17 protein-coding genes and 1 pseudogene are annotated in these 12,418 nt (G+C 69.6%); 14 read left to right on the top strand and 4 right to left on the bottom strand.

Going from position 1 to position 12,418, the window contains the following annotated elements; genetic code table 11:
* Nucleotides 1–11: 11 nt before the first annotated feature.
* Both ACFYZS_RS19820 and ACFYZS_RS19815 read left to right on the top strand, forming a co-directional pair.
* Nucleotides 12–860, top strand: a complete 849-nt coding sequence (locus tag ACFYZS_RS19820) for an aldo/keto reductase (RefSeq protein ID WP_389013905.1) — start codon at nt 12–14, stop codon at nt 858–860.
* Nucleotides 861–867: 7 nt separating this feature from the next.
* Nucleotides 868–1,293, top strand: a complete 426-nt coding sequence (locus ACFYZS_RS19815) for an RICIN domain-containing protein (protein ID WP_389013902.1) — start codon at nt 868–870, stop codon at nt 1,291–1,293.
* 65 nt (nt 1,294–1,358) lie between these two features.
* Here the strand turns inward: ACFYZS_RS19815 and ACFYZS_RS19810 are convergent, their stop codons facing one another.
* Complete coding sequence (locus ACFYZS_RS19810; RefSeq protein ID WP_389013899.1) at nt 1,359–1,664, bottom strand: 4a-hydroxytetrahydrobiopterin dehydratase; 306 nt, start codon at nt 1,662–1,664, stop codon at nt 1,359–1,361.
* 214 nt (nt 1,665–1,878) lie between these two features.
* On the opposite strand from ACFYZS_RS19810, the gene ACFYZS_RS19805 reads away from it, so the two are divergent.
* A complete protein-coding gene (locus tag ACFYZS_RS19805; protein WP_389013896.1) occupies nt 1,879–3,687 on the top strand; it encodes an FAD-dependent oxidoreductase in 1,809 nt (602 codons plus the stop codon).
* 35 nt (nt 3,688–3,722) lie between these two features.
* Nucleotides 3,723–4,523: a helix-turn-helix domain-containing protein gene (locus tag ACFYZS_RS19800; protein ID WP_389013893.1), complete on the top strand. Its 801-nt coding sequence runs from the start codon at nt 3,723–3,725 to the stop codon at nt 4,521–4,523.
* Here the strand turns inward: ACFYZS_RS19800 and ACFYZS_RS19795 are convergent.
* Entirely contained in the window at nt 4,509–4,943 is a 435-nt protein-coding gene (locus ACFYZS_RS19795; RefSeq protein WP_389013890.1) for a hypothetical protein, read from the bottom strand. The two genes, ACFYZS_RS19800 and ACFYZS_RS19795, sit on opposite strands and share 15 nt — an antisense overlap.
* Nucleotides 4,944–5,445: 502 nt before the next feature.
* Here ACFYZS_RS19795 and ACFYZS_RS19790 point away from each other — a divergent pair.
* The 6 genes and pseudogenes from ACFYZS_RS19790 (at nt 5,446) to ACFYZS_RS19765 (ending at nt 8,886) form a co-directional block, all read left to right on the top strand.
* Nucleotides 5,446–5,655, top strand: coding sequence for a hypothetical protein (locus ACFYZS_RS19790; protein ID WP_389013887.1), 210 nt, complete (start codon nt 5,446–5,448; stop codon nt 5,653–5,655).
* A gap of 622 nt (nt 5,656–6,277) precedes the next feature.
* Complete coding sequence (locus ACFYZS_RS19785) at nt 6,278–6,505, top strand: hypothetical protein (protein WP_389013884.1); 228 nt, start codon at nt 6,278–6,280, stop codon at nt 6,503–6,505.
* Nucleotides 6,506–6,507: 2 nt separating this feature from the next.
* Nucleotides 6,508–6,720: pseudogene (locus tag ACFYZS_RS19780) on the top strand (helix-turn-helix domain-containing protein); the annotation flags it as partial.
* 81 nt (nt 6,721–6,801) lie between these two features.
* Nucleotides 6,802–7,251: a hypothetical protein gene (locus ACFYZS_RS19775; protein WP_389014348.1), complete on the top strand. Its 450-nt coding sequence runs from the start codon at nt 6,802–6,804 to the stop codon at nt 7,249–7,251.
* Nucleotides 7,252–7,843: 592 nt separating this feature from the next.
* Nucleotides 7,844–8,311, top strand: a complete 468-nt coding sequence (locus ACFYZS_RS19770) for a GntR family transcriptional regulator (RefSeq protein ID WP_389013881.1) — start codon at nt 7,844–7,846, stop codon at nt 8,309–8,311.
* Nucleotides 8,308–8,886 (top strand): HD domain-containing protein, encoded by a 579-nt coding sequence (locus tag ACFYZS_RS19765; RefSeq protein WP_389013879.1) that lies wholly within the window; start codon nt 8,308–8,310, stop codon nt 8,884–8,886. Before ACFYZS_RS19770 ends, ACFYZS_RS19765 begins: the two co-directional genes overlap by 4 nt.
* Here the strand turns inward: ACFYZS_RS19765 and ACFYZS_RS19760 are convergent.
* Nucleotides 8,874–9,347: an NUDIX domain-containing protein gene (locus ACFYZS_RS19760; RefSeq protein ID WP_389013876.1), complete on the bottom strand. Its 474-nt coding sequence runs from the start codon at nt 9,345–9,347 to the stop codon at nt 8,874–8,876. The genes ACFYZS_RS19765 and ACFYZS_RS19760 overlap by 13 nt on opposite strands.
* Nucleotides 9,348–9,349: 2 nt before the next feature.
* Complete coding sequence (locus ACFYZS_RS19755) at nt 9,350–10,108, bottom strand: XRE family transcriptional regulator (RefSeq protein WP_389013873.1); 759 nt, start codon at nt 10,106–10,108, stop codon at nt 9,350–9,352.
* Between the two features lie 679 nt (nt 10,109–10,787).
* Between ACFYZS_RS19755 and ACFYZS_RS19750 the strand changes: the two genes are divergently transcribed.
* The 4 genes from ACFYZS_RS19750 to ACFYZS_RS19735 are packed head-to-tail and all read left to right on the top strand — an operon-like array spanning nt 10,788 to nt 12,413.
* Nucleotides 10,788–11,057: a DUF6284 family protein gene (locus tag ACFYZS_RS19750; RefSeq protein ID WP_389013870.1), complete on the top strand. Its 270-nt coding sequence runs from the start codon at nt 10,788–10,790 to the stop codon at nt 11,055–11,057.
* Complete coding sequence (locus ACFYZS_RS19745; RefSeq protein ID WP_389013867.1) at nt 11,054–11,209, top strand: hypothetical protein; 156 nt, start codon at nt 11,054–11,056, stop codon at nt 11,207–11,209. The genes ACFYZS_RS19750 and ACFYZS_RS19745 overlap by 4 nt, the downstream gene beginning before the upstream one ends.
* Entirely contained in the window at nt 11,206–12,057 is an 852-nt protein-coding gene (locus tag ACFYZS_RS19740) for a DUF2637 domain-containing protein (protein ID WP_389013864.1), read from the top strand. Before ACFYZS_RS19745 ends, ACFYZS_RS19740 begins: the two co-directional genes overlap by 4 nt.
* Entirely contained in the window at nt 12,054–12,413 is a 360-nt protein-coding gene (locus ACFYZS_RS19735; RefSeq protein WP_389013862.1) for an RRQRL motif-containing zinc-binding protein, read from the top strand. Before ACFYZS_RS19740 ends, ACFYZS_RS19735 begins: the two co-directional genes overlap by 4 nt.
* The last annotated feature ends 5 nt before the right edge of the window (nt 12,414–12,418 follow it).

Below are 12,418 nucleotides of genomic sequence, written 5' to 3'. Positions count from 1 at the left end.
AACAGCCAGACGTGAACGACGTCCCCGCCATCCGGCTCAACAACGGCACGCTCATGCCCCAGCTCGGGTACGGCGTCTTCCAGGTCCCGGACTCCGAGGCCGCGCAGGCGGTCGGGGCCGCGCTGGAGGCGGGGTACCGGAGCATCGACACGGCGGCCGCCTACCGCAACGAGTCGGGCACCGGCCGGGCGATCGCCGCGTCCGGGGTCCCGCGCGAGGACCTGTTCGTCACCACCAAGCTGTGGAACGACCGCTCCCGGACCTGGCGGCGCGACGACGTGCTGCGCGCGCTCGACGACTCCCTCGGCAAGCTCGGCCTCGACCACCTCGACCTGTACCTGATCCACTGGCCGCGCCCGATGCGCGAGGACTTCCTCACGATCTGGAAGACCTTCGAGGAGATCGCGGAGAGCGGGCGCGCCCGCGCCGTCGGCGTGTCCAACTTCCGCCCCGCCGACCTGGAGCGGCTCGGAGCCGAGAGCCCGCTGGTCCCGGCGGTGAACCAGATCGAGCTGCACCCGCTCTTCCCGCAGGCCGAGCTGCGCGCCGTGCACTCGACGCTCGGCATCGCCACCGAGGCCTGGTCCCCGCTCGGCCAGGGCAAGGAGCTGCTGACGCTCCCTGCCGTCGTCGAGGCCGCCGCCCGGCACGGGCGCACCCCCGCCCAGGTGGTGCTGCGCTGGCACCTGCAGCTGGGGAACGTGGTGATCCCGAAGTCGGTGACCCCGTCGCGGATCCGGGAGAACCTGGACGTCTTCGGCTTCGAGCTGGACGCCGCCGACCTCGCCTCGCTGGACGCGCTGGGCCGGGGTGCCTCGGCCGGGCGGATCGGCCCGGACCCGGCCGTCTTCGACGCCTGAGCCGCGGATGAGCCTGCCCGACGGGGTCTACCGGATCCGCAACGTCGCCAGCGGCCTGCTGCTCCGGCTGGAGGGCAGTAGCCGGGTGGGGGTGGGCCCGGACGGCCCGCCGGCGCCGCCGGCCGCCCGGCAGTGGCGGATCTCGCCGGTGCACAGCGGCGGCGGGATCGTGCACATCGTCAGCCTCCACAACGACAAGCGGCTCGACGTCGCGAACGCGTCGACGGAGAGCGGCACCCGGGTCCAGGTGTGGCGGGCGAACGCGTTCGGGGCGCAGGAGTGGATCGTCGAGGAGCACCTCGACGACCCCGGGGTGGTGTCCCTGGTCGCCTGCATCAGCGGACTGCCGCTGGAAGCGGACGCGGAGGGCGGGGTCCGCCAGTGCGAGGACACCGACTCCCCCGCCCAGTGGTGGCGCCTGGACCCCGCCTGAGGCCCCTCAGCGGTACGTCTTCGGCGGACTCGGGCCCGCGGCCGGGCGGGGGCCCGCCGGGTGGGTCAGCTCGCGCCGTGGGCGGGGGCGAGGGCCTCGACGCGCTCGGCGAGCGCGAAGTCGGCGCCGGTGACGGAGTCGCCCGCGCTGTGCGTGTTCACCGACACCCGGACCGTGTTGTAGCCGAGGGTCAGGTCGGAGTGGTGGTTCAACTCCTCCTGGACCGAGGCGATGTGGGCGACGAGCGCGCTCGCCGCGAAGTGGCCGCCCAGCCGGTAGGTGCGGGTGATCCGGTCGTCCTCGAAGGCCCAGCCGGGGAGTTCCCGCAACCGGTCCTCGATCTCCTTCTGCGAAAGCGGCTCGTCTGCCATCGGCATGCTCCTTCACCGTTCGGACCCGACTTCTGACGTGGGGTCAAGGTTCCCACAGCGCAGGGTGGAGGGAAGGTTTCGCGCCATAGTGCGTGCGGGTACTTCCGCGCCTTCCGGGTCGGCCGCGACGCCCCTATGCTCCTGCGCCGGACGTGACAGTTACCGCCGGTAACGCATAGCCGGGCGAACGCGTCCCGGACGAAGGGGCTTCCTCATGGCGCGCACGGGCAGTTCGAGACGTACGTTCATCGCGGGCGCGGGAGCCGCGGCCACCGCCGGGGCGCTGGGGGCCGGCGGGGCCCTGGCCGCACCCGCCCGGGCCCAGGCCCCCGCCCCGGACCGGGCCCGTCCCCAGCAGGCCGCGGGGAGCCGCGTGGCCGTCCTCGGCGGCGGGGTCGCCGGGCTCACCGCGGCCCACGAGCTCGCCGAGCGGGGCTACGCCGTCACCGTGTACGAGCGCCGCGCGCTCGGCGGCAAGGCCCGCAGCATGGACGTCCCCGGCAGCGCCCGCGGCGGGCGCCGCCCGCTCCCCGCCGAGCACGGCTTCCGCTTCATCCCGGGCATCTACCACAACCTGCCCGACACGATGCGGCGCATCCCGTTCCCCGGCAATGCCCGCGGGGTGTGGGACAACCTCGTCGCCCCGCCCGAGATGATGTTCGCCCGGTCCGCCGGCCGCGAGGACCTGCGCGCCCCCATCCCCTGGCCCGGCCACTCCCCCGCCGCGCTGACGCCCGACGAGATCCGCCGCGCCCTGACCGGCATCCTCCAGTCCCTGGTCCGGCTGCCGCCGCACGAGACGGCGTACTTCGTCGACCGCGTACTGGTCTTCCTCACCAGCTGCGACGAGCGGCGCGAGCAGGTCTGGGAGAACACCCCCTGGTGGGAGTTCGTGCGGGCCGCACAGATGTCCCACGAGTACCAGCGGATCCTCGCCGTCGGCATCACCCGCAACATCGTCGCGACCAAGGCCGAGGAAGCCTCCACCCGTACCGTCGGCACCCTGGGCGAGGCCTTCGTCTTCAACGCCCTCGGACGCGGCGCGGACGGGCCCCCGGACCGCATCCTCAACCTGCCGACCAACGAGGCGTGGATCGATCCGTGGGAGGCCCATCTGCGCTCGCTCGGCGTGGAGTTCAAGATCGGCTGGACCGTACAGGAGGTGCAGTACGGCAACGGCCGCGTGAGCGGGTTCACGGCCTTGGACCCGGCCGGGGCCCGGCAGACCGTCACCGCCGACCACTACGTCAGCGCGCTGCCGGTCGAGCACGCCCGGCGCACCTGGAGCGCCGCGCTGCGGGCCGCGGATCCGATGCTGGGCCGCTGCGACCGGCTGGAGACCGACTGGATGACCGGCATCCAGTTCTATCTCACCGAGCGCGCGCCCCTGGTCCACGGCCACCTCAACTGCATCGACTCCCCCTGGTCGTTGACCGCGATCCAGCAGGCCGAGCACTGGCCGTCCCGCGACTTCCCGGCCGACTACGGGGACGGGGTCGCGGTGGACTGCCTGTCGGTGGACGTCTCGGACTGGGACAAGCCGGGGATCCTGTACGGGAAGACGGCCAAGCAGTGCACCCGCGAGGAGGTCGCCCGCGAGGTGTGGGCGCAGCTGAAGGCCTCCCTCAACGACACGGGGAAGACCCTGCTGACGGACCGCACCCTGCACTCGTGGTTCCTGGACCCGGGGGTGGACGGGCTCGGCACCCCGGACCCGACCAACCAGGACCAGCTGCTGATCCACCCCACCGGCACCTTCCACAACCGGCCCGGCGCCGGCACCCGGATCCCCAACTTCTTCCTCAGCGGGGACTACGTGGCCGTGGACATCGACCTCGCGACCATGGAGGGCGCCAACGCCTCCGCCCGGGCCGCCGTCAACGCCCTTCTGGAGCGCGACGGTTCGACGGCCGCGCGGTGCGCGGTGCTTGAGATGTACCGGGCCCCTGAGCTGGAGTCCTTCAAGCGGCACGACCTGTGGCGGTACCGGCTCGGCCTGCGCAACGCCTTCGACTTGGGCTGAGCCGGCGCGTGCGCCCCTCGGCTAACGTCGTGGGCATGACCTCCACCCCGTCCGTCGGAGCCCTGCTGCGCACCTGGCGGGAGCGGCGCGGCATCAGCCAGCTGGAGCTGGCGGGCCGCGCCGACTCCTCGTCCCGGCACATCAGCTTCATCGAGACCGGCCGGTCCCGGCCGAGCAAGGAGATGGTCCTGCGACTCGCGGACCACCTCGACGTACCGGTCCGCGAGCGCAACTCACTTCTGCTCGCGGCTGGTTACGCCCCGCACTACGCGCAGACCCCGCTGGACGACCCCTCGATGGGGACCCTGCGCGAGGGCCTGGAGCGGCTGCTGACCGGCTACGAGCCGTACCCGGCGCTGGTCGTGGACGCCGCCTACGACGTCGTCGCCGCCAACCGCGGCATCGCGATGCTCCTCGACGGGCTGCCCGAGCACCTGCTGGTCCCGCCGCTGAACGCCATGCGGATCACCCTGCACCCGCAGGGCCTGGCACCGCGGATCCGCAACCTCGCGCAGTGGCGGGGGCACCTGCTGGCCCAGATGGAGCGGCAGATCGCACTGTCCCGCTCGGCGCAGCTGCGCGCGCTGTACGAGGAGGTGTCCGGCTACCCGGTCGCCGGGCGGCGGCCCGGGGGCGCCGGAGCCGAACCCGAGGAGGCCGTCCCGTACATCGCGCTGCCGCTGCTGATCGAGCACGACGGGCACCTGCTCTCCTTCGTGTCCTCGATCGCCACGTTCAACACACCGATGGACGTGACCGTCGCCGAGCTGGCCGTCGAGACGCTGCTCCCGGCCGACGCGGCCACGGCGAAGTACCTGCGTTCACTGGGCCCCTGAGGCCCCCGAGGCCCCTGCCCGCAGCGCCAGCCGCTGGAACCAGGCGAAGGCGGCGACGACGAGGGCCTGGGCCGGGATCCACACCAGGGCGGCGGCGGTGGGGGCCGCCCAGAGGAAGAGCGAGACGAGGCTTGCGGCCGCCCAGGCCCAGTTGGCCTCGATGACGAACTTCACCGCGAGGGCCGGGGGCCGGCGGAGCCAGGCCAGCCGGCCGACGCCGGCCCCGTAGACCATCAGGAACAGGCCGATTCCGAACAGGGTGCCCTGCCCGACGCCGAGCAGCCGGCCGAGCGGGGCGCAGAAGACGGCGTACGCGAGCCCGTTGCCGCCGGTGACCACGCAGTCGAGGGCGAGGAAGCGGCGCAGCGCGGTCTGCGGGACGGTGGTACGGGCGATGCTGCCGAGCAGGGTCGCGGACATGAGGATCGGCCTCCATGAGGTCGGGACGCTCGCGTGGCCGCGATCGCGGTCCCACGGTCGAACGCGCTGGTGGGACGGGTTCCGAGGCCGAGTGCGCGGTCTCGGAACCCGATGGACCCACTGTCGCGCCGCACCGCGCCGGGGTCGATTACCTCCGAAGTAACGAGCCCCCTCCGAGGACGTGCACGGAAAGCCCCGCCGCCCGCTAGTTTCGAGCCCCAACCGTCCATGCCAGTCCACCCAGATCCGCCCTGGGCTGCCTACGGTGGCTCCCCGATTGGCTCCCGGCCTATACCTCCACTGCTTCCTGTTGCGCAGGAAGTCACGCCTTCCTCGGCCCACCGGCCAAACCCCGGTCCCCCGGCCCGCCAACCAGCACCGGCGGGGCCGTCAATGGTCGTCGCCGGCCACCCCCAGCCACCCTCTGCCGGCCCACAGACGGCCCGGGTGAATCAGCCCGTTCGGCAGCGAGGCCGTACGCACCTCCGCCTCAATGTCCGCCATGAAACTCCGCGAGAAGTACCCCTGGGCATCCGACCACCACAGGGTCGGCACGGCTTCCGCACGGGGCGAGTACACCTGGGCGGCTCCCTGCTCCCACCCCGCCGTTTGGAGCGTGCTGGTCACCAGCACCAGCGGCGACAGCTGGTGGGCCGCCTGTGCGGATCACGCCGCCACATCCACGGTGCTTTCACCCGACAGCACCAGCTGAGCAGCACACGGATCCGGAGGCCCCGTGTGCTCGCGGCGTAGCAGTAGTTCAGGGGGTTGCTGTGGCTTGAACGGGGATACCCAGCCCACGAATGGGCCACATGCGGCCAGGCCCAGCAGGGACTCCTCCAGCAGACAGTTGGTGTCCGCGGTCTCGCGTGCACGTCTGCAGCGCCTCAGAGAGGACAAAGCAAAACGGTGCACACCCGCAGCCTCTGGCATGCACCGCCAAGCGGGGACAGCCTCGCGGCAACGCGCTGCCCTCCTGTTCCCCGACGTCTGAATAGCCCACAGCCTCGGGGATCGAGGTGAGATGAAGCCCAACCTCGGTCAACTGTGACCCAGCCTGACGCAGCACGGGACGCCGGTCAACTCGCAATGGAACGAATCTGCGTGAAACCTGGCGCCGCAGAGGGCGCCAACTGGGGCTCGGGCAAGGTGAGAGGTCATCCAGCCGCTAGCCGGCAACCCCCAACTCTGGAACAAATCTGCGGATTGGCGACGATCTCTGCCCCTCGGACCTGGGCCCTTTGGCAGAATGAGTCCTAGCCCGAGGGAGACGGCAACCTCCCTGCGTGCCAGCCAAGTTGACTGAAGCCCACAGCCTCGAAGGAGCACCTCTCATGCCGCGCACGAAATCAATCCGACGGTCAGTTGGCCCCTGGCTGCGTGCCTTTCCCTGGTCGACGGCCATCCTTGTGCTGGTCGTCGTCGTGCTGTGCTTCTACTCGTCCCAATCGCCGGCGCTCTATGACACCGCCCAGCTGGCTGCGCAGGTCCTCGCGCTGGGCGCCTGCATCATCCCGTGCTGCTGCGTAAGTAGGCGTTCCCAGCGCAAGATCTCGAACTGACCGTGGCGCGGTCGGAAAGCCCGATCGCCAAGACGGGACCGGCTCGGTACACTCTCGCGCTCTGGCTCCGATCCCAGCGTGAGAGTGCCGGGCTCTCCTATGAGCGCTTGGCGGCGGGGGCGGCCTACAGCCCCGACACTATGAGGCGGGCAGCATCTGGCCGGCGCATCCCAACCCTGAAGGTCCTCCTAGCCTTTGCGGAGGCATGTGGTGCGGATCAGCATGTCGCCGAGGGGCTGTGGAAATCCGCAAGACGCGAGGCAGGCGGCCCTCACCGGGAATATCATGTCGCTTACGTGACCGATTTCGCCAGTCTGCACGATGCAATGCAGTCGCTATATCGCCGCGCAGGAAGCCCCTCCTATGCGGAGCTGGATAAACGCGCGGGCGGAAATGGCAGGTTGCCGAAATCCACCCTGAGCCGCTTCTTCTCAAAGGGTTCCATTCCCAGCATGGACTTTACTTTGTCCTTTGTGGAGGCTTGCGGCGTCCGCGGGGAGGAGAAGCTTAAGCTCTGGGAGTTCGCATGGAATCGGGCATCCGGATGGCGAAACTGGGAAAAGCGCCAAAAGGTTGCGGAACAAAGGAGGGCGAAGAGGATCAGAAGAAAACGGGCGCGGGTTAAATTCCACATCTTTGCGCGCTGCCTCGGCTGTTATCGAAATGAGCTGCTGGAAACCCTGGATCCCGAAGAGGCGTTCTGGTGCGACCATTGCGTGGTTAGCAAGATTCCACTCGCGCGTTAACTCGCGAGAAGCTCCAGCAGGTTATCCGGACAGTAAGCCCCCCAACTCCCATCCCGTCTGCCGTCGACCCACACGCACGTGGAGCGGCCGCGGTGCCGGGCGTCCAGGTGGAGCGCCCAACTGGACGTACGACCTGGACGCCCGGTGCCGTGGCTGCTCGGCTTGCCCTGGGTCGATGACAGACGGGATGGGAGTTCCCCCGCCTCAGCCCCCTTCGGCCGGCACTCGTGAGTGGCGCCCCCGCCATCCCGGAGTCGGAGCGCCCCCGCCGGAGGCATGTCGGTGAGCGATGAAGCGCCGGCGCGCAGGGCTCGACTCATGCCTTTGGGCCTATCCCACTCGCAGGGGCGGGCGTCGGCGGAGCGTGCGCGGAGCGGGCCGAAGGCTGGAGCGTCGCGCAGAGCGGCGCCGGGAAGCCCGCCCGGCGGAGCGGAGCGCAGCCGGGTGCTTGATGAAGTAGAGAAACTCTTGCCTCAGGGCCTCTTGCATCTGGTATGTACCTGCCCACCACCTTGGACGGGTGGACCTCGCATCCCTGGGAACCTTCGTCGTGCGACGCTTGGGGTCAGTTGTCGGCAGACAAGGAGATCGAGTGACGGACCAGGCCAGCCCTCGCGGGACCTTCCTGAAGATCGCTGATCGCATCAAGGGGCGAATTGCTGCTGAACCGGCCGTGGTCGAGCTGCCTTCGCTGGCGGAAGTCATGGATGAGTACGCCGTGAGCCGAGGCGTAGCCCTCCGCGCCTTCAGAGTGCTCCAGCAGGAAGGGCTAGCCGAGCCGGTGCCCGGGGCGCGTTGGCGCGTCGTACGTGCTGGGGAGCGCCTGGATCGGCGACCGCTTTCCGAAAGGATCGCCGAGCTCATTTCAGCTGAGGGCCTGGAAGTGGGGGCACCCTTCCTCAGCACAGGGGAGCTAAGCGCCCGCCTCGGAGCGTCACGCCCCACCATCACCAAGGCACTGGCTCAGTTGGAAGCCGCCGGCCTGCTCACCGAAGGGGGGCAGGGCAAGCGGCGGTCCGTCCGGGCCGTGCCGTCGCCACAGGAGGACTCGAAGTCTTGACCACCGCCACGCTCACGGAATGGGCCTATCCACTCGCGGAATCGCTGCTGGCCGAGCCGCTACCCCGCCGCTGGAACCACTGCCTCGGTGTCGCCGAGCGAGCGCGAGCCATTGCGGAGATCCTGGGGCCGGATGCTGAGCTGCTGGAGGCCGCGGCCGTTCTGCATGACATCGGGTACGCACCCGATCTGGCGAAGACGGGGTTCCACCCGCTCGACGGCGCCCGCTACCTCCGGAACGTCGGCGCCGACGAGCGCGTCGTACGGCTCGTCGCCCACCACTCCTGTGCCTGGATGGAGGCGGAAGCGCGAGGCCTGCGGGAGGAACTGGAAGCCGAGTTCCCGCGTGAGGAGGAGCACCTGGCGGACGCTCTCTGCTTCTGCGACATGAACACCACGCCGGACGGCACCCCTACGAACCCCGTGGACCGAATCAATGAGATCGCAGGCCGCTACGGACCCGACAGCCTGATCGGGCAATTCATCCGGCGCGCCGAGCCGGAGATCCTGCTGTGTACGGTTCGCGTACTCACCAGGGTCTCCGAGGCGAAGGCCGGCACAGGTCAGCCGATGTAGGGCACGCTCCGGGTCGTGTCCAGGGCGTGCTGGATGCGGAGCCGCATCGTGGAGTGGATGTCGAGGTCGGCCAGGTCTGCGGGGGGCACCCAGCGGACCTGCGTCGTCTCGTTGCTCGTGCGGATCTCCCCGCCCATCGGTCGCGCGCGGAAGCAGATGCTGAACTGCTGTCGCGCCTCGCCGTCGTCGTAGAGCATCACGTGCCCGGGGTCGGTGTAGATGCCGGACAGGTCGAGGACTTCGGCCTTGATGCCTGTCTCCTCCCAGACCTCTCGTACGACGGTGTCACTAATGGACTCGCCAACGTCGTGCCCTCCACCGGGGAGGGCCCAGCGGCCGTTGTCGGAGCGCTGGATCATCAGCACCTCGCCGGCATCGTTCTGGACGAAGGCCACGACGGAAGGGACGACGTTGTTGGCGGGCGGTGCGTCGGGGTCGTGGAGGTAGTCGATGCGTCCCATGATCATGCTCCAGTGAAGTCGTGGTCGGTCACCTGGCGCGCCCGTCCCCAGGTCTGTTCGATGCTATTCGCGTACGTGTCGAAGAGGCCGCCCCCAGGGAGCCGCCGTAGATGAAGAACCGGGGCCAAGTAGGCGCCGATGCCGTACACATGGGTGTTCACGAGCATCTCGTCGTCGGCTCGGAACAACGAGTTGTACAGCGTCGCGTCGTGTAGCCGGATCCCAATATCCGGGTGGCTGGTGAGCAGCGGCCGGTAGTTCATGAGGGCATTGCGGATCTTGCCATCCATGATCCTGTGTCCCTCGTCGATGCCCCGCTGTCGGACGGCATCGCATGCGGGATCCCCAAGCAGGAGTCGGACTTGGGCGTTGTTCGACACCTTGCCCTTCAGGATCTTGTGGAATCCCGGGTCCTCCGACAGCCAGAGGCCCGCGTAAACGAGCACGTCAACGTGTGTTTGGGCGCGGTCGTACATCTCGCGCCACAGCCCCGCCGGCACCATGTGCCTGTGGGGGTAGATGGTCACGATCTCGGCTTTGCTGAGGTCGGCGGACGACTCGACTGCCCGCCCGTCGTCCCAAAGAGTGGTGACGCCGACGTCCAGCTCAGCTGCTACGGCGTACTGGTGGCGCCGGTACGGGACTTTGCTCTGCGTGATCCAGCGTTCGACGGTCTTCGCGTTGACGCCGATGGCGTCCGCGAGTTGCTGGATGGTCATCCCCTTCGCGAGCAGGGTCGACCGTAAGCGTTCGTTGGGCATCTACACCCCCCAGTGGGACGTCTTGGGAGCTCTTGACGGTAGCCAGAAGGCCCCGACGTGTCCACGCGCGGGGTAAACAACGCCCTTGACCTGGCCCGATGCTGATGGTGCGCCAGGAAGTGCCGGCGTGAAAGCGATGAACCTCCGCAGGCCCGCTTGACGCCACTCGATGCAGTACCTGTAATAGAGGTACTGCATCGGTTCTGCGGGGAACGCGGAACAGGGCTCCACTTCGCCTTGCCTGAAACGGCTGGGCGACGCGATGTGAGATCAGGGCGGGGACGCTGCAATCCCGCTAAAGGCCAGGTGGAACAGGGGTTCGGCCCGTACTGGCGAGGTGGCCCGGCGACCGCGAGCAACGGCCGGCGTGTGGGGACGAAGTCCCCCTTGCAGTGCGAGTCCTGTGCCCATCAACCCTGGAGGTTCCAAGTGATCCGGTTAAGACCCGGGGCCGTCGCCTTGCTGGACCGGCGTAGCGGCGTTGCCCCTCGCGTCACCTGATGCCACCCGCGCTTACCGCGGTCGGTTGCCTCCTCTGCCCGTCCGCCGCTACGGCGGTGTACGGGCGGGGTCGAGGGGAGCCGGAGTTCTCCCGCTTCACCCCAACGCAGTGCAGCCCCGGTGCTGGAACACCGGGGCTGCTGTTGGGTCCCGTTCCTCTACCGAAGGAGCAAGACCCGTGGAGTCCATCGCTGCACTTCAGAACCGTGTTACCCCGTGGTCGGATGGCCTGCAGCCGTCGGACGCGGAACTGAACGCGATCGAGACGGAGATGCCCGTCATCTCCGCCGAGGTCGAGTTGCTCGACGTACGGATTGCCCTGCTGGACCGTCCGGTCACGGAACTGGACGAGCGGCGGATCCGCCGGGCCCGCCGGCGCCTGCTCGCCGCCCGCCTGGACCTGGCCGCCAAGACGGCGTCCTCTTCCCACCCGGAGGTCGGAGCGTGAAGGGCATCCTTCGCCGCCTCGCCGACCTCTTCCGATGCGCCCCGCCCGCACCCCCGCCCGCCCCGGCCGAGCCGCTGGACGAGGGCGACTGGTGGGGGCCGTCGTGGATCTGGGAGCCGGGCGACCTCGACGACGAGGAGGGCGGCCGGTGAACCGCAAGGCCAAAGGCCTGCTCGTGCTCGCTCTGGTGGTCGTGGTCGGCATGGCATTCCGGGTCTCCTGGAACGCCCTGCGGGACATCGCCAGGGCCATCGGCGCCGACGACATCGCTGCGACGCTGTACCCGTTCGTGGTCGACGGCCTGATGGCCCTCGCGCTGGTTGCGGCCCTCGTCCTGACCGGCAAGGCCCGTGACTTCGCGCTGCGGGTGCTCGCCGGATACACGGTCGCCTCGCTGGCCCTGAATTACGTGCACGGTCTGGTGCCGGAGCTGCATGGCGGGTCGGTCGACTGGGGTCGACTGACTGACTGGAATCCGGCGAACTGGGCCCTGGTCCTGCTCGCCACGTCGCTGCCCGTCGGCTCGATCTACTTCGGCTCCGATCTGGTCGCCAAGGTCCTGCACCACCGGCCCCCGATCCAATCCGACACCACAGAATCGGCCCAGATCGCCGTAAATCGGTCGATGGCTGAGCAGGGCGAACCTCCGATCGAAGAGCCCACGCCACCCCCCGTGCAGGAGTCGGCGCAGGTCGATGTTGTCGAGACGGCCAACCCGATTGAGGTCCGGGTGCCGGTCGCTGTTGCGGCCGAAGCGCCGAGGCAGCGTCGGGCGACCGGTCGGGTACCGGAGTCGGCTCGATCGACCCGACCGGTCCGCACCCCGGAAGAGTTGCTCTCCGAGGCTCGGAGCATCACCGAGGCGTGGCCGGTCGAGGACCTGACCGGTGAGCGGATCCGCAAGGCCCTGCGCACCTCCCCGGCCAAGGCCCGCCTCTTGCGCGAGACATTGAAGGGCGAGCGGGCCGCGAACGCCGCCGCTGAGGCGGTGGCCGGATGACCCTCTGCCTCGATCCGACCGGCGCCCGCTACGGGATCCCCACCTTCCCCTGGCGGCTCGCCCCGGACGGACTCGCCACGCGCCGGCAGTTACGGGCCCTGGGCCTGCGGCCCGGTGGTCAGGGCATCGCCGGTCAGGTTCTGCGCCCCCGCTACCGGCGTGGCCCGCTCGCCGCGTTCTTGTACCGCGTGGACCAGGCGAAGCCGGTCCGGCCGATGACCCCGGCCAAACAGGCAGCCCTGGACCGGGCGAACGCCGCCCGCCGCACCTGCCCCTCCTGCCGCACCGACGCCGGATATGTCATCCCGACCTCGCTTGGCATGTGCGTCCCGTGCGCCTACCTCGAAGCCTCCTGAAGGGA

Source organism: Streptomyces sp. NPDC001903, from assembly GCF_042891345.1.
Taxonomy (GTDB): Bacteria; Actinomycetota; Actinomycetes; order Streptomycetales; family Streptomycetaceae; genus Streptomyces.
The sequence above is the reverse complement of the archived record's forward strand: the minus strand, read 5'-3'. Positions and strand labels throughout refer to the sequence as shown.